This is a genomic window from Candidatus Omnitrophota bacterium (assembly GCA_013791745.1).
Classification (GTDB): Bacteria; CG03; CG03; order CG03; family CG03; genus CG03.
In genome coordinates, this window is record VMTH01000169.1 from 1 (window position 1) to 22,696 (window position 22,696).

At 49.4% G+C, this 22,696-nt stretch carries 23 protein-coding genes; 16 read left to right on the forward strand and 7 right to left on the reverse strand.

The window, feature by feature from the left end; all coding sequences use genetic code 11:
* Nucleotides 1–228: 228 nt before the first annotated feature.
* From FP827_08585 to FP827_08635, 11 genes are all read left to right on the forward strand, one after another.
* On the forward strand, nucleotides 229–483 hold the full coding sequence (locus tag FP827_08585) for a hypothetical protein (GenBank protein ID MBA3053119.1): 255 nt from the start codon (nucleotides 229–231) through the stop codon (nucleotides 481–483).
* Nucleotides 480–1,085 (forward strand): ATP-binding cassette domain-containing protein, encoded by a 606-nt coding sequence (locus FP827_08590; GenBank protein MBA3053120.1) that lies wholly within the window; start codon nucleotides 480–482, stop codon nucleotides 1,083–1,085. Before FP827_08585 ends, FP827_08590 begins: the two co-directional genes overlap by 4 nt.
* On the forward strand, nucleotides 1,063–1,845 hold the full coding sequence (locus tag FP827_08595; GenBank protein MBA3053121.1) for a hypothetical protein: 783 nt from the start codon (nucleotides 1,063–1,065) through the stop codon (nucleotides 1,843–1,845). The genes FP827_08590 and FP827_08595 overlap by 23 nt, the downstream gene beginning before the upstream one ends.
* Nucleotides 1,846–1,930: 85 nt before the next feature.
* Nucleotides 1,931–3,088 (forward strand): peptidoglycan DD-metalloendopeptidase family protein, encoded by a 1,158-nt coding sequence (locus FP827_08600; GenBank protein MBA3053122.1) that lies wholly within the window; start codon nucleotides 1,931–1,933, stop codon nucleotides 3,086–3,088.
* An 11-nt stretch (nucleotides 3,089–3,099) separates the two neighbouring features.
* The gene (locus FP827_08605) at nucleotides 3,100–4,338 is read left to right on the forward strand and encodes a S41 family peptidase (GenBank protein ID MBA3053123.1); all 1,239 of its coding nucleotides are present in this window, start codon (nucleotides 3,100–3,102) and stop codon (nucleotides 4,336–4,338) included.
* Nucleotides 4,338–5,417, forward strand: coding sequence for a divergent polysaccharide deacetylase family protein (locus tag FP827_08610; GenBank protein ID MBA3053124.1), 1,080 nt, complete (start codon nucleotides 4,338–4,340; stop codon nucleotides 5,415–5,417). Before FP827_08605 ends, FP827_08610 begins: the two co-directional genes overlap by 1 nt.
* Nucleotides 5,410–6,390 (forward strand): tRNA (adenosine(37)-N6)-threonylcarbamoyltransferase complex transferase subunit TsaD, encoded by a 981-nt coding sequence (gene tsaD / locus FP827_08615; GenBank protein MBA3053125.1) that lies wholly within the window; start codon nucleotides 5,410–5,412, stop codon nucleotides 6,388–6,390. The genes FP827_08610 and tsaD overlap by 8 nt, the downstream gene beginning before the upstream one ends.
* Nucleotides 6,387–7,142 carry a hypothetical protein gene (locus FP827_08620; protein ID MBA3053126.1) on the forward strand — a complete coding sequence of 252 codons (756 nt, stop codon included), beginning with the start codon at nucleotides 6,387–6,389 and terminating at the stop codon, nucleotides 7,140–7,142. Before tsaD ends, FP827_08620 begins: the two co-directional genes overlap by 4 nt.
* Before the next feature lie 12 nt (nucleotides 7,143–7,154).
* Nucleotides 7,155–8,102 carry a ribose-phosphate pyrophosphokinase gene (locus FP827_08625; protein MBA3053127.1) on the forward strand — a complete coding sequence of 316 codons (948 nt, stop codon included), beginning with the start codon at nucleotides 7,155–7,157 and terminating at the stop codon, nucleotides 8,100–8,102.
* A gap of 8 nt (nucleotides 8,103–8,110) precedes the next feature.
* Nucleotides 8,111–10,210, forward strand: a complete 2,100-nt coding sequence (locus tag FP827_08630; GenBank protein MBA3053128.1) for a hypothetical protein — start codon at nucleotides 8,111–8,113, stop codon at nucleotides 10,208–10,210.
* On the forward strand, nucleotides 10,194–10,766 hold the full coding sequence (locus FP827_08635) for a class I SAM-dependent methyltransferase (GenBank protein MBA3053129.1): 573 nt from the start codon (nucleotides 10,194–10,196) through the stop codon (nucleotides 10,764–10,766). The genes FP827_08630 and FP827_08635 overlap by 17 nt, the downstream gene beginning before the upstream one ends.
* A 13-nt stretch (nucleotides 10,767–10,779) precedes the next feature.
* Here the strand turns inward: FP827_08635 and FP827_08640 are convergent, their stop codons facing one another.
* From FP827_08640 to FP827_08670, 7 genes are all read right to left on the reverse strand, one after another.
* Nucleotides 10,780–11,103, reverse strand: a complete 324-nt coding sequence (locus FP827_08640; protein MBA3053130.1) for a DUF1844 domain-containing protein — start codon at nucleotides 11,101–11,103, stop codon at nucleotides 10,780–10,782.
* Nucleotides 11,103–12,590, reverse strand: a complete 1,488-nt coding sequence (locus tag FP827_08645; GenBank protein MBA3053131.1) for a glutamate--tRNA ligase — start codon at nucleotides 12,588–12,590, stop codon at nucleotides 11,103–11,105. Before FP827_08645 ends, FP827_08640 begins: the two co-directional genes overlap by 1 nt.
* Nucleotides 12,587–13,465 carry an ATP phosphoribosyltransferase gene (locus FP827_08650; protein ID MBA3053132.1) on the reverse strand — a complete coding sequence of 293 codons (879 nt, stop codon included), beginning with the start codon at nucleotides 13,463–13,465 and terminating at the stop codon, nucleotides 12,587–12,589. Before FP827_08650 ends, FP827_08645 begins: the two co-directional genes overlap by 4 nt.
* Before the next feature lie 19 nt (nucleotides 13,466–13,484).
* The gene (gene rimI / locus FP827_08655; protein ID MBA3053133.1) at nucleotides 13,485–15,557 is read right to left on the reverse strand and encodes a ribosomal-protein-alanine N-acetyltransferase; all 2,073 of its coding nucleotides are present in this window, start codon (nucleotides 15,555–15,557) and stop codon (nucleotides 13,485–13,487) included.
* On the reverse strand, nucleotides 15,554–16,036 hold the full coding sequence (gene tsaE / locus FP827_08660) for a tRNA (adenosine(37)-N6)-threonylcarbamoyltransferase complex ATPase subunit type 1 TsaE (protein ID MBA3053134.1): 483 nt from the start codon (nucleotides 16,034–16,036) through the stop codon (nucleotides 15,554–15,556). Before tsaE ends, rimI begins: the two co-directional genes overlap by 4 nt.
* Nucleotides 15,993–16,997 (reverse strand): thiamine-phosphate kinase, encoded by a 1,005-nt coding sequence (thiL, locus tag FP827_08665; protein MBA3053135.1) that lies wholly within the window; start codon nucleotides 16,995–16,997, stop codon nucleotides 15,993–15,995. Before thiL ends, tsaE begins: the two co-directional genes overlap by 44 nt.
* Nucleotides 16,998–17,060: 63 nt before the next feature.
* Entirely contained in the window at nucleotides 17,061–17,294 is a 234-nt protein-coding gene (locus tag FP827_08670; protein ID MBA3053136.1) for a hypothetical protein, read from the reverse strand.
* 99 nt (nucleotides 17,295–17,393) lie between these two features.
* On the opposite strand from FP827_08670, the gene proC reads away from it, so the two are divergent.
* The 5 genes from proC to lspA are packed head-to-tail and all read left to right on the forward strand — an operon-like array spanning nucleotide 17,394 to nucleotide 22,695.
* Nucleotides 17,394–18,230 (forward strand): pyrroline-5-carboxylate reductase, encoded by an 837-nt coding sequence (gene proC, locus FP827_08675; protein ID MBA3053137.1) that lies wholly within the window; start codon nucleotides 17,394–17,396, stop codon nucleotides 18,228–18,230.
* Nucleotides 18,231–18,249: 19 nt separating this feature from the next.
* A complete protein-coding gene (locus FP827_08680) occupies nucleotides 18,250–18,531 on the forward strand; it encodes a hypothetical protein (protein ID MBA3053138.1) in 282 nt (93 codons plus the stop codon).
* A complete protein-coding gene (gene mtnA / locus FP827_08685) occupies nucleotides 18,528–19,511 on the forward strand; it encodes an S-methyl-5-thioribose-1-phosphate isomerase (GenBank protein ID MBA3053139.1) in 984 nt (327 codons plus the stop codon). Before FP827_08680 ends, mtnA begins: the two co-directional genes overlap by 4 nt.
* Nucleotides 19,512–22,235 (forward strand): isoleucine--tRNA ligase, encoded by a 2,724-nt coding sequence (gene ileS / locus FP827_08690; protein MBA3053140.1) that lies wholly within the window; start codon nucleotides 19,512–19,514, stop codon nucleotides 22,233–22,235. It abuts the gene before it with no gap.
* On the forward strand, nucleotides 22,195–22,695 hold the full coding sequence (gene lspA, locus FP827_08695) for a signal peptidase II (protein ID MBA3053141.1): 501 nt from the start codon (nucleotides 22,195–22,197) through the stop codon (nucleotides 22,693–22,695). The genes ileS and lspA overlap by 41 nt, the downstream gene beginning before the upstream one ends.
* Nucleotide 22,696: the final 1 nt, after the last annotated feature.

The window sequence follows — 22,696 nt, forward strand, 5'->3', positions numbered from 1 at the left end:
GAGCGCCGATTGCGCTTGTTCGCTTAAAAACTTCCCGTGCCGCCATCTCGTTCCTCCGAAAACAATAGGCGTTATTCCCCGTCGAAAAACCGGCGAGGTGAAGGAAGCGATATCACTGTGTCAAAAAAAATGGCCGGGCGCGAAATTTAAATTCGCCGTTTTGAGCCCCGGGGATATGCCTTCGGCACGGTATCTGGCCGGAGGGGGGGGGGCGTTCTCATAAAAGATATGGCAGGGGCGGAGAAATTTTTCGCCGGCTGTGATTTTTTCATACTCACCCCTTTCCACTCTCTGGTACTGGCGACGGTCTCCGGCGCGGATTTCACCGCCGTGACGTATTCCGACAAGACGGCAAATTTCATGAAGGATATGGATAAACTCTCCTCTCCAAACAAGAGAAACCGCGCGGAGCTGCCGCGTATCGCTGAAGAATGCGCTTTTCAAATCTTTCTGAATTTATTAAAAGATAAGCTGAAATTATGAAACTACTCATTAAAGCTGAAAATCTATGGCTTGAAAACAGCCGCTCGGTTGTTTTCAAAAATGTGCATGCGGAAATAAAGCAGAAGGATTTTGTCTGGCTGGAAGGCGCGGGCGGGTCCGGAAAAAGCCTGCTTATGCGCACACTCGCCGGGAGACTGAAACCGTCCAAAGGGCGGCTGCTTTCCTACACCGCAGTCCCCCTGTGCACACCTCAGGCCGCTCTCCTTGAGAACGAAAGCGTAAAAAACAACATTAAAGCCCTCTCGCGGGAAAAAGAGGACGCGGCCTTTACCCTGGCGGAACTTATGAAAAACATGCGCCTTTTCGATTTGAGAAATATACCCGCGAAAAGTCTCTCAGGAAACCAGCGGCAGATGCTGAGGCTGGCGACTTTTCTCGCGCTTGAAGATGCAATACTCTTATTTGATGATCCTCTCGCCGCGCTTGACAATGAAAACCGCATACGTTTCATCCAGGCCGCCGAAAAAAAACACGCCCTGGGCACGGCAATGCTGATTTCAAGCACTCTCCCGTGCCCTGCCGCCTGCCCGGCCGGCACAAGGCATCTGCTCCTTAAAGATGGAAAACTCAGCGAGGAATAAACTGATTGCGCTGATGGCGCACGCGCTTTTCCTGACATGCGCAGGCGCGCTTTTTATGTTCCGCGGATCTTCGGAACGATATTTTGAGAAACTAAAAAACAGCGTCTTCATAACCGCTTACACGGAATGCCGCTCAGAGGCGGATCTGTCCGCGGTCAAAAACAGGATAGCGGCGATCTCCGGAGTCAAATACATCGTCATACTCACGGAAAACGAGGTGTTCGCGGCGCTCGAGGGCGCGCTGGCAAAAAAGGATATACTGATTTCGATCAAGGATGTAGAAATCCCGTCCATTCTGAAAATTTACCCGGGCACACTCAATTATGAACGCTTCGGAAGGATCGCGGAGCAGATTAACGCCCTTGCCGAAATCAAATATTCCGACACCGGGGGCAACGCCGTAAAAAAACTTTTTGTCTTCGCGTCAGATTTCAAAAAAGCTGTCCGCTTTATAGCGGCCATGCTCATATTAAGCGCCCTGGCCTCCGCGGCCGCCGCATTCGTGTCAATGGAATATCTCTCAGAAAAATTTCGATTCCTTTCCGAGAGAAATGTGCCCCGGCGGGATATCGTTCTCAAATATGCCACTGAAATCACCCTGATTCCGCTGTCTTCCCTGATCATATCTATACTGATTCTGCTGGCCTTATATCAGACAACCGGCGGGAACACCATGGTTTTTCCCACCTACCCGCAGACAGTCCTTTTGCTGCTTCTCTCATTCCTTCCGTCAGCGGCCAGGCTTATAAAAAGTGTTTGATTTGAATTTGAACGGGGACTGTCCCCATTACGGACGAAGCTGTAAGTCCGCCAAGGCGGTTCGTAGATGGAGACTGTCCCCTTCTTTGGCCGTGATAATTATTCTGTCCGTCGCTGCGACTGCGGCGGAACTGGACTCAAAAATAAATAAAATCGAACAGGACATCCTCCGCAGCAACAGTGAATTCTTAAGCATAACGGATGAAATAGACAAACTGTCCGGTCAAATCGACGAACTTACCGAAAAAAAACAGACCACGGCGATCAAAATAGACATGCTGACAGCGAATATTCAGCAACTCACTTCAAAGATAAATAAACTGAACGCCGACTATCAGGCCCGCAGGGACGATCTTAATTCCCTGATTGCCGAACTCGAACAGACAGGGGCGCTGGGCAGAAAAAGCAGGATTTTTGCCGATGAAAACGCCGCGGTCATAAAAAAACTATGCGTTTCGGACAACGGGGGGGAAATCCTTCTCATGCATGATTTTGAGGAAGGCAGCAAGTCAAGGATAAAGTCGTTCCTGCTGGGTGATCTGGTAGAAAAAGTAACCGCTTTCGCACGGAGCTGCTCCGTAAAACAGCGAAAACTCGCCTCGGAGAAACAGACTGTGGAAAAAAAAATAGAGGAGCTTGAAGTGGCTCTCGGCGAATTCACGGCGAAAGTGGCGTCCAGTAAAAAAATACAATCCAGCTATAAACAGTCTCTGGACAAGATCCGCCAAGAGCAAACGGAACTCGGCAAAGAGCTTGAAGAAAAAGAAAAGAGCAAAAAAGAAATAGACCGCCTTCTTGAAACTTTTATGAGGAAGAAAAAAGATCTTCTGATTGAAAAAGAAAGAGAGCGGGAGCTGGAAGCGCTGCGGGGAACAATGCCCTGGCCGGTTGAGGGCGCCATAATCAGCCCCTTCGGAAAACAGAAGCATCCCATTCTTGATACCTATATAGTGAACAGGGGTATCAAAATAGAAGCGTCCACCGAATGCGTGCGGAGCGTCAGGGACGGCGAGGTTTCTTTCGCCGGATACTTCAAGGGTTACGGAAAAACTGTTATTATAGAACACGGCGGCGGATTTTATACCGTAACGTCCGGATTTAGCGAGATAGATGTGAAAAAAGGCGACAGCGTAAAAACATCCTCTATTATAGGAAGCGTTTTACGCGGAGAAACAATGTATTTTGAAATACGGCGGGGCGGCACACCGGATGATCCGGGCCTTTGGCTGCTCAAAAATTATTAAGGAGTGAGTTTATGAGAAAAATTCCAGCTTTGATGCTCGCGTTTTTTATCGGTGCGGTGGCATGGGGTGCGTCCAAAACAGATTACGAGGATATGCGGCTGTTTAACGATGTGCTGTCTCTCATAGAAAATAATTATGTGGAGGAAAAAGGGACTTCCGAACTGCTCGAGGGAGCCATAAACGGCATGATAAAAAAACTCGACCCGTTTTCGCAGTTCATGAAACCCGAAGCCGCGAAGCTTATGAAAAGCGAAACCCAGGGTTTTTTCGGGGGACTCGGCATAAAGATCACCATACGCGACAAATGGCTCACGGTCATCACCCCCATGCCCGGCACTCCCGCCTTCCGGCAGGGGATACTCCCCGGCGATAAAATAATACAGATAGACGGGGAGAGCACGGAAGACATAGATGTGATGGGGGCCGTGACAAAACTGCGCGGCAAACCCGGCACAAAAGTGACGATCACCATAGCGCGGGACAAAGAGACGCAGGATGTGACGATCACACGCGAAGAGATAAAAATAGAGAGCGTTCCTAAAGCCAAATCCCAAATGCTGAACGACGGAATAGCTTATATCCAGGTGACGGAATTCAATGAAAAAACTCCTGACGACTTCGCCGCGTTTTATAACGGCTTTGAAAAATCCGGCATGCGCTCGCTCATACTGGACCTCAGGAACAACCCGGGGGGGCTACTCACATCAGCGGTGGAAGTGTCAAAACATTTCCTGGAAAAAGACCAGATGGTTGTTTACACAAAAGGCCGCAAAAAAAATTCGGACCTGAAATTTTATGCGGAAAAAACCCTCCACAAAAAAATACCCCTGGTGGTGCTGATAAATCACGGTTCAGCCTCAGGATCAGAAATTGTGGCAGGCGCAGTGAAAGACTGGGGCAGAGGCGTCCTGCTGGGAGAGAAAACTTTCGGAAAAGGCTCGGTACAGAGTCTGATAAACCTCTCGGACGGTTCCGAGCTTCGCCTGACGACGGCTAAGTATTACACCCCTAAAGGCATCTGTATACATGAAACGGGCATTGAGCCCGACATAAGCGTGACACTTTCAAGAGAAGAGAGTATAAAACTGATGCAGCAGTCGGAAAAAATCTACGGCTTATCCGAAGAAGATAAAGCAAAAAAAGAAAAAGAACACATATCCGACCGGCAGCTTGAGCGCGCCAAAGAAATACTTTTCGCGGAAATGAAATTCTCGGGGAATTTAACGCCTCCGGAAGTTTCTAAAAATTAATGGCAAAACGCAAAAAGAGAACCCGGCTGCTGCCTGTGCTTTTTTTATCCGCCGCCGCGGCGGCGGCATGGTTACTGCTCCTGCAAACAGAAAACCGTGTTGATGACTGCCTTAAAATAGAACAAAACATCAACAGCGTCCTTTTAACAGCCGGCGTACCGGAGAAAAACGTCACTTCCTGGTGGGAGGAAAAGAAAAAAAACCGGGTGGAGTGGCTTAAAATAAACAAAAAAATACTCATCAGAAAACCCCTGTGGGGGCTTTTCAGCGCCGACAATCTTTTACAAAATGTGGAGAACCGCCGCAAATACGCCCTCTCCGTCAAAGACGAGGATGACCACCTGTCGCGGGAGATCAAAATCCTCCGGGACGGAAATATTTATTGCCTTATAACTCTGCGCGGCGAAAAAGCCGGGCCGTCACTATGCATAATAATAGACGACTGCGGCGGCAGCAAAAAACAGCTCACCTCTTTCACGCAACTCAACCTTCCTTTAACATACGCCATCCTGCCTTATCAGAGATACAGCCGCGTGATAGCCCAGTCACTGGCAAGGAGCGGGTCTGACACCCTGCTTCATATGCCGATGGAACCGCATAAAGCTGATATGAAAGCTCTCGGCAAAGGCGCTTTAAGCGCGGAAATGACAGGGGATGAAATCATAAAAAAAATCACAGCGGCGCTGGGCTGCGTGCCCGGCGTAAAGGGCATGAACAATCATATGGGCTCACTGTTTACGGAAAACAGGGAAAAAATGAAAATCGTTATGACTCTTTTAAAAAAAGAGGGTCTGTTTTTTCTGGATTCGGCCACCTCGCCGAAGAGTGTCTGCCGGGAAACGGCATCTCTGTCCGGGGTTAAATGCCTGCGGAACAATATTTTCCTTGACAACATAGATTCCGCCGGGGAAGTGAAGAAACGGCTGCTGGAAGCGGCCTCGATCGCCCGTAAAAACGGCAGCGCCATTGCGATCGGCCACGCCACCCGCAGGCACACCGCGGACGCGATAAAAGAAATATCCAGGGAACTCAAAGACGTGGAAATAGTGCCGCTTTCCAGACTCATGGATAATATCTGAAATGCTTGTGCTCGGAATTGAAACTTCCTGCGATGAAACGGCCTGCGCGATCGTAAAAGACGGTAAGAAGATATGCTCCGAAGTGGTCGCCTCTCAGATACCTTATCACCGCAGGTTCGGGGGTGTCGTGCCGGAACTGGCTTCAAGAAAACATCTTGAAGCGATAAACGCTGTTGTTGAGGAAACCCTGTTTAAGAGCGGCTTCGATATGGAGCATATAGACAGATTGGCCGTCACCGTAGGGCCGGGCCTGGCGGGAAGCCTGCTGGTGGGAATCACAGCGGCCCGTACGCTGGCGGCGTTATACGACAAGCCCGTTTTCGGGGTCAATCACATACTCGCTCATCTGTCGGTTAATTTTCTCACAGCCAACATAAGCCTGCCCTATATAGGGCTGACCGCTTCCGGCGGGCACTGCGATCTCGTCTTTGCCAAAACCCATGATGAATTCGAAATGCTCGCCCGCACAAGAGACGACGCGCCGGGCGAGGCTTTTGACAAAACGGCTAAAATGCTCGGGTTCCCCTATCCCGGCGGCGCGGAGATAGAAAAACTCGCAAAAGGGGGAAATGAGCGGGCCGTGAAATTCCCCGTACCGCGTTTTAAAGACGGTTCTGAAGATTTTTCTTTTTCCGGCATAAAAACTTTTGTTAAAAACCTGATCCAGGAAACCGCTAAAGAAAAACTTCCGGATCTGGCGGCATCTTTCCAGAACAGCGTGGCCTCTGTCTTCTCCGGTAAGATCATTGCCGCCGCCAAAAGAAAACTCTGCCAGCGCGTGCTTGTGGCAGGCGGCGTTATGGCCAATAGCTACATAATCTCGCGGCTCGAGGAAGAATGCGCGAAAAATTCCATACAGCTCTTTTATCCTGAAGCCAGGTTCTGCACCGACAACGCGGTCATGATAGCCTGCAGAGGTTTCTGGCAGAATAAATCACTGCCTCTGACACCGGCGCCGGATCTCAAAATATGAAAAACTCTGATTTAACCGCGGTGATACTCGCGGCCGGCAAAGGCACCAGAATGAAATCATCTCTGCCGAAAGTGCTGCACAAGGTCGACGGAAAAGCCATGATAGACCATATTTACGCTGAAACAAAAAAACTTACGGATGATATAATACTCGTTATAGGATGCGAAAAGGTCAAAAATCACATCGCTGAATATAAAAACTGCCGCTATGCCTGCCAGAGAAAAAAACTCGGCACCGCCGATGCCCTCGCGAAAGTCAAAAAATTAAAAGTCGGCCGGCGGCTGCTTGTAATGCCCGGCGATGTGCCACTTTTGAAATCATCCCAGCTCCGCCGGCTGATAGATTTTCATATTTTAAACGATAACGATATCAGCGTTCTGACCGCCACGAGAGATGATCCCTCGGGCTACGGCCGGCTCATCAAAAAAAACGGCAAGGTGACAGATATAAGAGAGGAACTTGACGCGACGGCCTCGGAAAAACGCATAAAGACCGTAAACAGCGGCATTTATATCTTTCGCGCCCCTGAGATATTCGCCTTACTGGAAAAAATAAGGCCCAACCCTTTGAAAAAAGAATACTATCTCACCGATGTTATAAAAATAGCAGCGGGGGCCGGTATGAAAATAAAAAATCTGAATTCCGTTAATGATTCTTTCCTTATGGGGATAAACTCAAAGACGGATCTTGCGATGGCGGAGAAAATCCAAAGAAGTGTGAACAAAAAGGGCGCTCGGAAAGGCGCCCGTTAAGGAGAAATAAAAATGAAAAAGAATCAGAATCTCGCTGTTTTTTCAGGCGGTTCAAATCCCGTTCTTGCGGCCCATATCTGCGAATACCTGAATATCGCCGCCGGCAAAATCGACATCAGCTCTTTCCAGGACGGGGAATGCTCTGTAAAAATAGGAGATAACGTCCGCGGGAAAGATGTTTTCATTATTCAGGGCACCTGCCCGCCGGTCAACGATAACCTGATGATACTTCTGACGATCATAGACGCGTTGAGAAGGGCTTCCGCCAAAAGAATAACCGCCGTGATGCCTTATTACGGTTACGCGCGGCAGGACAGAAAGGTCGAGCCGAGGGTGCCGATAACGGCTAAGCTCGTGGCCAATCTTCTTACGGCATCCGGCGCGGACAGAATACTGAGCCTTGAACTGCATGCGGGACAGATACAGGGATTCTTTGACATTCCCGTCGACAACCTGTACCCGTCAGTTGTCTTCGTCGAACAGATAAAAAAAATGGGATTAAAAAACAGCATTGTCGTCTCGCCCGACGCCGGCGGCGTAGACAGAGCGCGGGCGCTGGCAAAGCACATAAAAGCCGACCTGGCCATCGTTGACAAGCGGCGGCCGGGGCCGAATAAGGCCAAGATCCTCAATATCATAGGCGATGTCAGGGGGAAAAACTGTTTGATCTACGACGATATCATAGACACCGCCGGTACCGCCGCGGGCGTGGCGGAGGCGCTCAAAAAAAATGGCGCGGAAAAAATATATCTTCTCGGATGCCACGCCGTCCTTTCGGGCAATGCCGTGGCCAAACTGGAAAAAGCGCCCCTGGAAAAAGTCATTGTCACCAATTCCATTCCCCTTAAAAAATCGTCAAAAAAAATAGAGCTCCTTTCGGTGGGAAAACTTTTCGCGCAGGCGATCAACTGCATACACAATGAGACATCACTGTCGAACCTCTTTAAGCTGAAAAAGTAAATTACCCTATGGTAAAACGTCGGGAAAAGAAAGATTTCGGTTGGTGGCAGGCAGCGGTATTCACCTTATGGGGGATTATAGTTACTGTGAAGTTTTTTCCGTGGCATATCGGCATAATCTCAAATCTTTCACGGCTGCTGACCTTCAGCGATAAAATTTCCGGAGCCCCCGTGCCGGGAATTTTTTCCGCTTTTTTCCGCCATTTTCTAACCATCGCCGCAGCACTCGGTGTAATAACAGCCGGATATGGTTTCGGGAAGTTTTTATTTCAAAAATTCCTCAAAAATTTTAAGGAGCCGAATATGTTCTTATATCACTTCGGATTCGGCCAGGGAGCTCTCATTCTCGCACTGCTTTCCGCCGGTTATACGGGTCTATTTTATCCGGGCGTGATTTACAGCATCCTTCTGACCGGGCTGTTCCTGTGTTTTCGATCAAAAAATGAAATACATTTCAGCGGCGCAACCAATGGGAAATTTTCTCTTTTTGAAAAAATGCTTTTTCTGGTCTTTGTATCCACCGCAGTCGTGAATCTGATAGGAGCGTTGACCCCCGAAACTTATTACGATTCCCTTGTTTACCATCTAGCCATACCGAAATGGTGGCTGCAAAATCATAAGATCTCCGTTATCCCCTTTATCAATCAATCCTATTATCCCCTGAATATGGAAACGCTTTTCGCGGCGGTGATGTCTTTCTCAAATTCTTCCGGCGCGAAGATGATAAACTGGTTTTTCGCCATCGCCACCGGCGGTATGATTTATGAAACAGCTTTTTTACTGACAAAAAAACGGGGCATCTCCCTTTTTTCGGCCATGATCTATTATACGACACCCCTCCTGATGATGCAGACATGGAGAACCGGAAACGAAATAGGCCAGGGCTTCTGGGAAATCCTGATGATATTCACGCTGATCAAATATCTAAAAAACCAAAACCGCCTTCTTCTGGCTCTTTCGGGCGCGGCCATGGGACTTTCCCTCGGCGCCAAACATCCCGCGGCAATATCTCTCCTTTCTGTTTCGGCGGCTTTCTGGTTATGGCATATCCTGAAAATCAAAATGCCGTTAAAATCAACCTTAAAAAACCACGCTATATTCCTGGCTTTTGCAATATTAACATCGGGACCGTGGTACATAAGAACCTTTATCGCTACCGGCAATCCCCTTTTCCCTCAATTCGCGGGAAAAATTTCCGATTTCCGGGGCGACCTGCGCGAAAATTTCGAAACCTTCACAACGGATCAGCCGCCCATAACACAGCCCGGGAAGATTGTAACGGCCTTATGGGATGTCACTATGGGAAAATATCAGGGTTCTTTCCCCGGAGCCGTTTATCTTATCCTGGCCATACTTATTTTTTTGAAAGCGCCCTTGAGCAAGCGCTCGCAATTCCTTCTCCTTTATCTCATCCCCTACACTTTTCTATGGGTAACCGTGGGGGGAACTTATTTGAGGAGATTCCTTCCCGGCCTGACTTCTGTTTCTGTCCTTCTGGGAACATACCTCGCCATTGTTGACGACAGCAGAGGCGGCCTTAAAAATTTCGCGAAAACTTTCCTGCTCTTACTCATGGCATTCAATGTTTATCTTGCATTGGCGATGGTGGTCAAGGGGCACGGGGCCTTGAATTTCGTGATGGGGCAGGAAGATAAATACACTTATATCCGGCGGCCACGCATGGCTCATCCTAAATACGCGGGTGAAATTTTCCGCTATATCAACACAGCGCTTCCGGAAGATGCTGTGATACTTTTTGTGTCCGAGACAAGGCCCTTCTATGCGGAAAGGAACTATATATGGGGCACCGCGGTTCTGGGCAAGAATCCCATAGTTGAATGGGCGAATGATAGTGAAAATACCGAGGATTTCTACACAAAACTTAAGGACAAAAAAGTCTCTCACATTTTTTTCTCCCGGAGCGAAGAGTCCCGGCTGAAAGGATATAATATGTTCTACTGGTCAAAAAAAGGCGAGCAAATTTTCAAAAATTTTTGGGAGCGCTACATAACGCTTGAGTATCAGTCGGATTACTCATATCTTTACAAAATCACGGAAGAAAAACATATCACACCGCAAAATCCGCTGATGGATGCCGAAAATGATTAAAATCATCAACGGTCAAATATACGGTTCCCCGCCCGACGATCTGAGTTACATAGGGGGGCGCGGCATTCTGGGCAGGCTTATTCTGCCAATGACCCGTTTCATGAGATATTCTAATGTAAAAAAATACATCATTCCGTCCGAACGTTTGCTTGACATAGGCTGCGGCGACGCGTATTTTCTGCAAAAAATAAACTGCCGTGAAAAATACGGCATAGATAAACTTATGGGAGAGGAAATCACGGACAAACTGGATTTTCCTGATAATTATTTTGATTATATTACAATGCTGGCCGTGATTGAACATGTGAAAAAACCGGATGAGATAATAAGCGAGATCCACAGAGCGCTAAAACCCGGCGGAAAATTCATATTCACAACGCCCAGGAAATCAGCGGAAAAGCTAATCAGATTATACGCGAAAGATATAGACAGCGAACACGAATCATATTTCGACTATGAAAAAGTTGAAAAACTGGCCGCGGGACTTTTCCGCATATACGGATTCAACACTTTTATCTTCGGTATGAATCAGGTGTTTGCCTTAGAAAAAATTTAACAATTATCCGTTTTTACTTTGGCGGCTCTGTACCCTTGATATCGTCTTCCGCGTTACCCGCCGGTGTTCCATCTGTTTTGGGCGCGTCAACAGGCTTTGAGGCTTCCGACGCGTAATTGAGCTGGGTGTCTGCAAGGACATTGGCCAGAAACTTCTCTTCTTCCTTGTCCAGATTGCCTTTTGTCTTCTTGTTGAGCATTTCCAGGATATCCACCGACATTTTAGCCTGTACCAGGTTCCTTTCCGCTTTACCGGTTGAGGGATTTGACATTTTCCCCAGATGCAGCATTACCGACTGCTGGAACATGAGCACCAACGCGAAAAATTCTGAATCCATTATTCACCTCCAGAGCCGCCGTAACGGCCGACATATCCGCCTATTCTTTTAAGCGCTTCGTTTTTTCCGAGAAAAGCGCACATATGAAAAAGAGACGGCCCCTTTGACCGGCCGGAAAGCGCCCACCTCAGGGGATGGAAAATATCTTTTGTCTTGATGTCTTCCGCTTTGGCGAAGGCCCTGACTTGTTCCTCTATCTTCTCGCCGCTGAAAGGTTCCGCGCTCTCAAGCGCTTTCGCCAGCTTTGCCACGATATGCACCGTATCGGCGGCCCTGCTCTTAACATCGGCGTCGTCTTCAAAATCACTATCAAACAGGAACCCGATCTTTTCGGGTATTTCCGTGAGTTTCTTTATCTTTTCTTTTTCCATCTCAATCGCGGCCGTGAGCCTCTCTTCCGGATATTTATCCATACCGGCTTCTTTAATAACAGCCGCGGCGCGGCGCCTGATATCAGCGCCTGAAAGGTTTTTTATGTGCTGGGCGTTGAGCCACAGAAGTTTATCATTATCGAAAATCGCGGCCGACTGACCGCATCTCGAGAGAGAGAATTCCCTTTCAAGCTCATCCGGAGAAAAAATATTCCGGCTGTCTTTCGTGGCCCATCCCAGAAGCGCGAGATAATTCACGATCGCCTCCCTGATGAAACCCTCATCGGCGTATTCCAGCAGGGAACGGGCCCCGCTCCTTTTAGATAATCTGGAGCCGTCAATATCAAGAATCATTGTAAGGTGCGCGAAACGCGGCACTTCCCAGCCGAGAGCCTCATAAAGCATTATCTGTTTGGGCGTGTTTGAAATATGATCTTCCCCTCTTATCACATCGCTTATCTTCATCATATGATCGTCAACAACACAGGCAAAATTATATATCGGTAACCCGCCGGAACGCATGATCACGAAATCCCCGATCTCATCAGACCGCACGCTGATATCGCCTCTTATGCCGTCGTGAAAACTCACAGTCCGGCCTTCTTCCACCCTGAACCTGATTACCGGCTCTTTGCCTTCCGCCATAAGCTGACTTATCTGAGCATGACTGAGATCCCGGCATTTTCCCGAATAACCACCCCTGCCCTTCGATTCAAGCTGGGATTTTCTCTCAGCGGCGAGCTCCTCCTGAGAGCAAAAACAGCGATAGGCTCTTTTCGCGCTCAACAGAGTATCAACAGCCTGAGTGTAAAAATTCCTTCTCTGGGCCTGAAAATACGGGCCGCAGGGGCCGACCGAGGTCATCTCGTCTTCGCCTTTTTCATTTTTTACAATGAGCGGGCCCTCATCCCATTTGATCCCCATGAACTTCAGCCCCTTTATTATAGACCTGACAGACGGCACGGTGGAGCGAGCCTCATCGGTGTCTTCGATCCTGAGGATGAATTTTCCGCCGCGGCCGCGGGCATAGAGCCAGTTATACAGCGCGGTGCGCGCGCTGCCTATGTGAAAATACCCCGTAGGCGACGGCGCGAAACGCACTCTTATATCATTCATCGTATAACTTTCGTCAGCGGGTACTCTATAATATCGGCGGCTCCGGATTTTTTCAGAAGTGGAATTATGTTTCTGGCCGTCACTTCCATCAGAACAACCTCCATGGCCATACCGCCGCCGAAGGCCAGTGACGATATTGTGGGGTTGCTGTACTTCTTAAGGATCTGCTCAACTTTCTTAACGCATCCGGCGGAAACGTTCATCTTCAATCCCACCAGGCCTTCCGCCTTGAGCGCGCCTTTGAGGAGCAGCGCTATGTCTTCCATCTTGGATTTTTTCCAGGAGTCGCTGTACGCGGACGGGGATGATATAAATCGCGTGGTGGAAACCATGACCTCATCTATGACCCTCAGGTTGTTTCTTCTGATGGATTCTCCCGTTTCGGTGAGCTCGCATATAGCGTCGGCAAGCGTGCCGGCCTTGGTCTCGGTAGCGCCCCAGGAAAAATCTATTTTCGCTCTCACCCCTTTCTTCGCGAGCCATTTTTTGAGCACACTCATGAGCTCCGTGGAAATCCGTTTTCCCGAAAGCTGGGACACTTTCTTGATTTTAGAGTCATTTCTGACGGCTATCACCCATTTGGCGGGGCCGAACGAACTTTTGGAATAATTGAGTTCGCATATCTCTTTGACCTTGAGGCCGGATTCCAGTATCCAGTCAAAGCCCGCCAGGCCGCAATCGACTATGCCGTCGGTGATATACTTCGCCATTTCCTGCGGGCGTATCAGCAGCACTTCTATCTCATCATCATCGCAGGCGGGGCTGTACGACCTTGTTTTGGCGGAAATATTGAAACCGGCTTTGCCAAAGAGCGCTATCGTTGAATTTTCCAGGGATCCTTTCGGTATCCCAAGTTTTAATTTTTTCATATTCACCTCCGTTTTATAAAGTGCATTATTGCAGTTTTCGCTCGTAAATAAAAGCGTCTTCTTTCGGATAGCCGAAATAATCCTTGCGCTCGGCTATTCTGGTAAAACCCGCTTTCTCAAGCAATTTATGCGCGGCTTGCCCGGAAACGCGGACTTCAAGATAGGCCGATTTGCAGCCCAGGCTTGATGCTTTTTTCAAAATCTCATACAAAAGGCAGCTGCCGACGCCCTTGTTGCACTCAGCCGGAGCCACAGCAAAATTGATTATGTGCGCTTTTTCCGAAACGACCCAGAACACCGCATATGCCATAAGAGACATCTTGTCACGCCGCTGCCAGCGTCCGGAAAGCGTGTAAAGTTTTGACACGGGAATAGCCAGTTCCTCCTTGAACATCTGGCGCCGCCAGGGCCTTTCGGAAGAAGCCTCTTCTATATTCATGACTTCAGGAAGATCTTTAATACCGAAAGGCCTTACCATATATTCCAGATTCTCAACACTCATTTTTTTCAGCGGATCTACCGGAAGTCTCTTGTCCATCTTTTTAAATTCGTCAGCTTCAGGCGTTTTATCCTCAGAACTTTCCTGCACGGTGTGATCAGATATTTCTTCCGTTATATCCTCGTCTGCTTTTACAGGAGTTGGTTCACGGGGGGGCGCTTCCTCTGCGGTTTCTTCCGACGAGGAAGACGGCACGCCCGCGGCTTCAGGCTCAGGCGCGATCACCACGGCGACAGGCGGCTCTTCAATCTCTTCAGGCGCGGCGTCTAAGTCCGCCGTCTCAAGCGCGGCCTCTTCCGCCAAGGCCCGCTTACGGTTGATCTCTTTGATGCTTTCTTCCAACGTCTTTATTTCTTCCTCTTTCCGGCGGCGTTTATCGGAAAGCGCGCCCAGCATCTCTTCTTCTTTCTTTATTCTCTCAAACACTTCTTCAAAACGGGAAGTGGCGAGCTCGTCGATCTGGCGGCTGTAATTGCCCTTTTCCTCTTTCAGATTCTCCACTTCCTGCCTGAGCTCATCACGCTGCTGGATATAGATCTCCACCTCCCTCGGTATCTCAGGCGGAAGTTTTTTAATCTTCTCATATTTCGCCTCCCTCAAGGCCAGCTCCCGCGAGCAATCCCGCAAACGGCTTTTTAAATCTTCAAGTTTCTTTTCATATTCCTCTATTTTTTTCTCTTTCGCCGCAATTGATTCGGTATATGCCGTTCTTTTGGCGTTGAGTATTGACAGTTCATCCATGGAAGATGCCAATTCCCCGCGGATAGCGGCGGCCGTCTCTGAGAGCTGAGCGATATCTTCTATCTCCTGCTCCTTCTCCCTTTTTACCTTTTCAAGGTTTTTGATATCTTCTCTGACCCCTTCTTTTTTTGCCACAAGCTGGGATATTTTGACCATTTCATCCTCCAATTTTTCCTGCCATTTGGCTTCCGCCTGTTTGCGGCTTATGTATATCGGCACTATTTCCGAAGCCCTCGATGCCGCCTCACCATTTGCCGCCAACACAAGATTATCAACAGCGGCGGAAAGCAGAATCATATTCTCCAGTATATCCGTAGCTTTGAGCTTTAAAAATTTCAGGTTTTTCTTCTTCAGGATATCTTCATCACGCTGCGATATTCTGCCGCACAAACACAGTTTTCCGGGGAGCGACAGCGCATAATCAAGCCATTCGTCTATTTCCACGGCGTAAATATCCGCATTGGCGGTGGCGCCGATGACGCCGCCGGGATAAACAGCTCCGTAGACGAAGCCGTTCCCCGTATCCAGCATAGCGGCCGCCGTTGCACCCGTGGCCGCCGTACCCGCGGCGGCCACATCAAGCGACCTCATGGCTATGAGCGGGATCCTGAGCTGCTGTGCGAGCACACGAGCGAAAGTGACGCCGACCCTGACGCCGGTAAAGGAACCCGGGCCTATTTCAACAAATATTTTTCTAAACGTTGAAAGGGGGAACTCGTCTTTCACTTTCGCGAAACATTCAAAGAATCCGTCCAGATCTCGCTTGCCGAAATCCGTGTGATAAAAACTTCGGCGGCTCCCCATCACAGCGGCGATGGCATACTCGCCCATGGAAGTGCTGACATATAATTCGCTCATTCCGATATTTCCGCTGCGGCGCTCTCAAATATCCGGATCTCTCTGTTATCTCCGGATAAAGAATTTATTCTGACGAGATAAAAATCCTTAAAAAATTCGAGGCCTGTTTCCGGCCATTCCACTATGAAAACCGCTTGTTCCGCGAAAAGTTCCTCGATGCCTATGTCAAAAATTTCTCCGCTCTCTTTGATCCTGTAAAAATCCATGTGATACACCGGGGGGGTACCGTCGTATCTGTTGATGAGCTTGTAACTCGGACTGCTGACATCGGATTCAGAGCCGAAGCAGGAAACAATGCCCCGGGCGAACTCGGTCTTGCCCGACCCCAGATCTCCCGCCAGCAGAACAACATCGCCGCTTTTAAGCGTAGCGGCAAAACCCGAAGCTATCGCCCTGGTTTCCTCGGGAGAGCCGCTCTCGAACACAGCGCTCTCTTTAAGAGAAATGCCTGAATCCTTTATAATCCGTTCTGTTCCCATCAAGAAAAACCCCTTCCCCCTCGCTGACAGTTCCTACTCTGAAAACGGGGACTTTTATTTTAGCAAACTTTTCTCTCGCAGACGCGCCCACAAGATAATAATCCTCACCGCCCACAAGAGCCATCCTCAGCGCTTTTTTTCTCCCGAGACAGAAATCGACAAGTTCTTTTTTGAGCGGCACCAGGGCGCTCTCAATATTCACCGCCACACCGCTCTGGCGCGCTATGCTCCGGCAGGAATCTATAAGCCCGTCGCTGGAATCCATTAAGGCCGAGACAAAAGGGAATAATTTTTCGCCGGCGCCTGAAAAAATATCAGGATATAAAAAATTTTTGACGAGAAAATTTTTCCCGCTCTCTCCGGCTTTCAACAGCTCCAGCCCCGCCGAGGAAAGTCCGGGATAGGAAGTTATGAACAGGATATCGCCTTTTTTCGCGCCTGAGCGCCTGATATTATATCCGGCCGGGCCTATCGCGCAAACAGAGATATAAAGGCCGCGGCTGGCGACTATATCCCCCCCCTCCACTTTGAGGCGCCATTTCTTACAGGCCTTTTTGATACCGCCGTATAGAGCAAAAAATTTCTCGTCGCTCACTTTTCGGGGAAGGCCCATTGATATCAGCACACTTTCCGCCGCGCTTCCCATGGCGGCGATGTCAGAAACGGCGCCTGTCACCGCCCTGTATCCTATAGAATCATCCGGAACCAGACTGTTGAAATGCACGCCTTCCGAGTACGAATCCACCGAGACCGCCATGCGGCCGCCTCCCGCGGCTTCTGAGTCCGCCGTCTTAGGCGCGATCACAGCGGCATCATCACCTATATCGCCGGCCAGGCCCGCGCGGCGCAAATAAAGGAAAAGCTCGCCGAGCAGGCGATCTTCCCTGTTAAACGCGCGAGCTGTCTTATTTTTTTGTTTTATAATTATCTGAATACGGGCCCGATTATCAAAAAAGGGCACACAGCCCCGTTAAACGATTGACAACCGGACAACCGGAAATTTAAATTTTTAGCTGAAAATTATTTAAGCGGCGGGCTCGTCTTTTTTTGCCTCGGCCTGCTCTTTCTTTTCCGCGGCACTCTCTTTTATGGCGCTGATGCCTGCCGCGACGGCAATAAGGCCTCCGAAAATAAGGCCGAGAGCGACACTGCCCTTGATAACAACCAGCACATCGTCGCCGGCATAACCGAAATTGTTGGGGAGTATCCACAACACCGAAATAGCAACCGAAATCAAACCCCCAAGAATACTAAGCATTTAGCCTCCTAATTATTCATAAACCATCGAATCTGCGTATATTGTATTTTAACGCCGTTTTCTTGTCAAGATTTCTGTTTTTTGCTAACCTTTCCCTTGATGAAAACCAACGCGAAAAAAATCCTGTTTATCGGCTGCGGTGCCATGGGCGAAGCCATACTCTCCTCATGTCTTAAAAACGGCCTTTACTCTCCGGAAGAGGTCTTTGTCGCCGAGAGCGACTCAAAAAAAAGAAGTGAAATCTCGCTGTCTTACGGCGTACAGACAATGAGCCCTGAAGAAGCCGGCCGTCGAGAAAACAATATCAGCGCCGTTATCGCCGCGGTCAAACCGCAGCAGGCGGAAACCATAATCCCAATACTGAAAAATACCCGGTTTCAGATGCTCATAACAATAATGGCCGGCGTGAGCTGCTCTTATTTCACCGACAGTGTCGGTGAGATCCCGGTTCTCCGGGTGATGCCCAACATGTGCGTCAAGGTCTCAAAATCGGTCAGCGCTCTTTTCGCGAATGAGAATCTTTTGGCCAGCCCTTTCAAAAATGAACTCATGGAAGAAGCGGAAAAAATCTTTTCAGCCCTCGGCGCTGTAATTCGTGTAAAAACCGAAGATGATATAGCCCGGGCGACGGCAATATCCGGCTCCGGTCCGGCTTATGCGGCATATTTTATAGAAGCCCTTGAAGAAGCCGCGGCTGCTCTGGGCTTCAGCCCGGATGAAGCTGGGTTTTTATCCCTCAAAACCTTTGAGGGAACGCTCGCCTATCTCAACGAAACAGGGGAAAGCGCCGCCTCACTGCGTAAAAAGGTGACGAGCCCCGGCGGCACCACTGAAGCGGCGATACGGATTTATGAAGAAAACAAGTTGAAAGAAACGGTTTCCGCCGCCTGCCGCGCGGCCTATGAGCGCGCCGTGGAACTCGGGAAAAAGAAATGAAAAAACCTGGAGGTTTATTATGCAGTCTTTGTTAAATGTAATCGGCCATCTGCTCAACAGTGTCATCGCCCTGATAGTGCTTATCCTGATCCTCGATATGGTGCTGAAAAATTATCTTTCAAAATCCGGCAAAAGCATAGCTGAGATACCCGCCGGTGATATTGTGCGCGACACATCTCTGACCATAGTCGCCGCCGCCAAATCAGCCGTAAATATTGAAGACAAAGAGCTCCTTCAGAAAGTTGTCATCGGTATAGGCGCGGCAATTTTTCTGCTGATACGCATATTCCTGATTCAATGACGAAAATCGTCACACCGGATCCTCTCAGATTCGCGAAAGGAGAACTGATCCTTCTGGATCAGAGAAAAATTCCGGAAAAAAAAACTTACATACGAATCAAAAGCGCCGCGGCCGCAGCTAAAGCCATAAAAGAAATGGTCGTGCGCGGCGCTCCCGCCATAGGCATCGCCGCGGCCTATGGGATGGTGCTGGGAAGAAAGAAGCCCCTACAATCGGCGAAAATGCTGATAGAGGCCAGGCCCACCGCCGTGAACCTCAAATGGGCCGTGGATGAAATGCTGAAAGTCAAAGACAGAAGTTTCAAGTCCATGCTGGCAAAAGCTCTGGAGTTAGACAAAGAGAATAAAAAACTTTGCGAACTCATAGCCGAACACGGCGCGAAACTCATCAAACAATCTTCGTGTGTGATGACGCACTGCAACGCCGGACCTCTTGCCACCGACGGTATCGGCACGGCGCTGGGCGTGATATTCGCGGCGAGAAAAAGAATTGACAGAGTGTATGTCAAAGAAACCCGGCCGCGGCTTCAGGGCGCGCGGCTGACGGCATGGGAACTGAAGCAATGGAAGATCCCGTGCGTCCTCATAAGCGACAGCATGGCCGCACACATAATGAAGACTTCCAAAGTTGACGCCGTCATCGTGGGCGCCGACCGCATAGCTGCAAACGGTGACAGCGCGAACAAAATAGGCACTTATGATCTGGCCATATCCGCAAAATACCACAACATCCCTTTCTACATCGCGGCGCCCTATTCCACGATAGATTTCAGCGCCAGAAACGAGAAAGATATAGAAATAGAAGAACGCGATGAGAAGGAAATGCTTTTTGTGGGCGGTAAAGCCATAAGCGCACCGGGCGTAAAAGCACTGAACCCCTCTTTTGATGTGACGCCGGCGGCGCTGATAACGGCCATCATCACCGAAAGAGGCGTGATAAAAAAACCCTCCCGGAAAACAATGAGGAGATTTTATTCCTGAATGAGTAAATATAAAGTGCTGCTCCCGAAAACAGCTTTTTCGATGAAGGCCAACCTGCGCGAAAAAGAGCCTCTCATCCAGCAAAAATGGAAGAAGGCCGATATCTACGAACAGATACTGCTGAACAACGCCGGCAAAAAAGTTTTTGTGCTCCACGACGGGCCTCCCTACGCCAACGGCCGCATACACATAGGGCACGCCCTCAACAAGATACTGAAGGACATAATCGTGAAATACAAGAACATCAGCGGTTTCGCCGCGCCCTTTGTGCCGGGATGGGACTGTCACGGGCTCCCGATAGAATACCAGCTTTTCAAGGAGCTCAATATAGGCAAATCCGATATTTCCCAGATAGAATTCAGAAAAAAAGCCGCGGACTTCGCGAAAAATTTCGTAAAAATCCAGATGAAAGAATTCATGAGGCTGGGTATTTTCGCCGATTGGGGCAAACCATATCTGACGATAAACAAAACTTATGAGGCCGGCATCCTTGAGACTTTCGCGGAACTGGTTGAAAAAGGCTATGTTTACCGCGGCGCCAAGCCGGTCTATTGGTGCTGCGATTGCGAGACGGCGCTTGCCGAAGCGGAAGTGGAATACCACGACATCCCCAGCCCTTCTATAACCGTTCTTTTTAAGAGCGAGGAACTTGAAAACACCTGCGCGGCGGTCTGGACAACGACGCCCTGGACACTCCCGGCTAACGTGGCGCTGGCCTTCAACAAGGATTTTCTCTATTCCGTGATAGAGCTGGAAAGAGACGGAAAAAAAATCCGCGTCCTGGCTCTGGATGAGAAAAAGGAAGAGATCCGCGCAAAATTTAACTCAAAGGACATGCGGATAATATCCCAGGCCAAAGGCATCAAATACGCCGGTATGAAATTCCGCCATCCCTTCCTTGAGAGGTCATCCGTGGGCATAGTAGCCGATTTTGTAGAAAGCGGAGAAGGCACCGGAATAGTGCACATAGCCCCCGGACACGGCGAGGACGATTACAGGGCGGGACTGAAATACAACCTGCCCGTCATCTCGCCAGTGGATGAGAGGGGGAGATTCACGGAAGAAGCCGGTGAATTCAGCGGTCAATTTGTGCTGGACGCCAACGAAAAAATACTTGATGTGATGCGCGCGAAAGGCTCTCTTCTGGAAAGTGAGCAGATATCGCACTCCTATCCGCACTGCTGGAGATGCAAAAAGCCGGTGATTTTCAGGGCCACGCCGCAATGGTTCATTTCAATCGACAAAAATAATCTGCGGGGAAAACTCCTTGAGGAAATCAAAGGTGTAGGCTGGACGCCTCCCGAAGGAGAGAAGAGAATATCCGCCATGGTGGAAGGCCGTCCAGACTGGTGCATATCGCGCCAGCGATACTGGGGCGTTCCCATCCCCGTCTTCTACTGCGAAAAATGCGGCGAACATCTGCTGGACTCTAAGGTCATAAAAAAACTGGCGGCGCTTGTCCGTGCTGAAGGAAGCGACATTCTCCTTAAGGAGAATCTGCCCCTTGAGATGATATGCGAAAAATGCGGCGGTAAAAAATTCTCGCTGGAAAACGACATACTGGATGTGTGGTTTGATTCGGGAGCCAGCAATCACATCCTTGAGGAAAGAGCCGGCCATCACTGGCCCGCCGATCTTTATCTCGAGGGCAGCGACCAGCACAGGGGCTGGTTCCAGTCATCCCTCATACTCTCCTGCGCCGCAAAAGGCGCCGCGCCTTATAAAAATGTCGTAACGCACGGTTTTGTGACAGACGGCGAAGGGCGCAAAATGTCCAAATCGCAGGGAAATGTCATAACGCCTCAGGAGATAATAGACAAGAGCGGCGCCGACATACTGAGGATCTGGACAGCTTCCCAGAATTACGCGGGCGACCTGCGCCTTTCGGATGAGATACTGAAATCCTGCACGGATTATTACAGGAAAATACGCAACACTTTCAGATTCATGCTCGGAAACCTGCACGGCTGGACAAGCGATATGCAGACACCGAAAGACAGGATGACATCGATTGACCTCTACATACTCAGCAGAATGGAAACGGTTAAAAAAGAAGTGAGGGGGGATTACGAGAGCTATAACATCGCGGGAGCCTTTCACCGCCTCTTTGATTTTATAAACCTTGACCTCTCATCTTTCTATCTTGACATAATCAAGGACAGGCTCTACACGCTCGGCGAGGATTGGCCCGAAAGGCGCAGTTCCCAGAGCGCTCTCTGGGAACTGCTCAAAAACCTGACGCTCCTTTTCGCGCCCGTCCTGGCCCACACCTCGGAAGAGGTGCTTCAGACGGCGAAAGAGGAGATCGACGGCTCTTTGCCGGACAGCGTTTTCCTCACGGAGATACCGGAAGAAAAATTCGTCATCACTGCAAAAAAGGCAGAGGAATGGGCTCAGCTTTTCAAAATAAGAGAAAGTGTTTTAAAGGCCATAGAAAAGGCCCGCGGTGACGGCAGGATAGGGAATGCCCTCGAGGCCGGAGTCTCTATAAGCGGCGACGGCGGGAACGCCATCGCCGCTTTCAGCGAGACTGAGCTCAAAGAAATATTCCTGATATCGCAGATCGGCGATGAGGACGGAAAAGAAATACTAGCCGAGCGCTCGGAAAACGGAGTGACGGTGAAGATATACCGCGCCGACGGCGTAAAATGCGGCCGCTGCTGGAGAATAACACGGGACAACTCTGACGGTTTATGCGGACGCTGCGGAAAAATTGAAAAATAAAAAACTTTTAATCCTTATAGCCCTCTCCGGCTTTGCTCTTGACCGCCTGTCAAAATTCCTGATAAGGGAAAACTTCTGGATAGGCGAATCCCGCGCGGTGACAGGAAACTTTTTCCGCCTGACCCATATCACAAACACCGGCATAGCTTTCGGCATGGCGCGGGGCAACAATATTTTTTTCCTTATTCTGAGTCTTGCGATAATCTCGCTAATGATATATTTTTTTGTGAAAAAGGCGGCAGCCCGTGAACTGCTGCCGCTGGCGCTCATCGCCGCCGGAGCCGCGGGCAACATCTACGACCGCATATTCTACGGGAGCGTCTGTGATTTTCTGGAATTCAATCTCGGTTTTCCGCCCTTCAATCCCTGGCCCATCTTCAACATCGCCGACGCTATGGTTGTAACAGGCGGAGCAATCCTCTTCTACATAGAATTCATCCGCAAAAACCCCGCCCAATAAA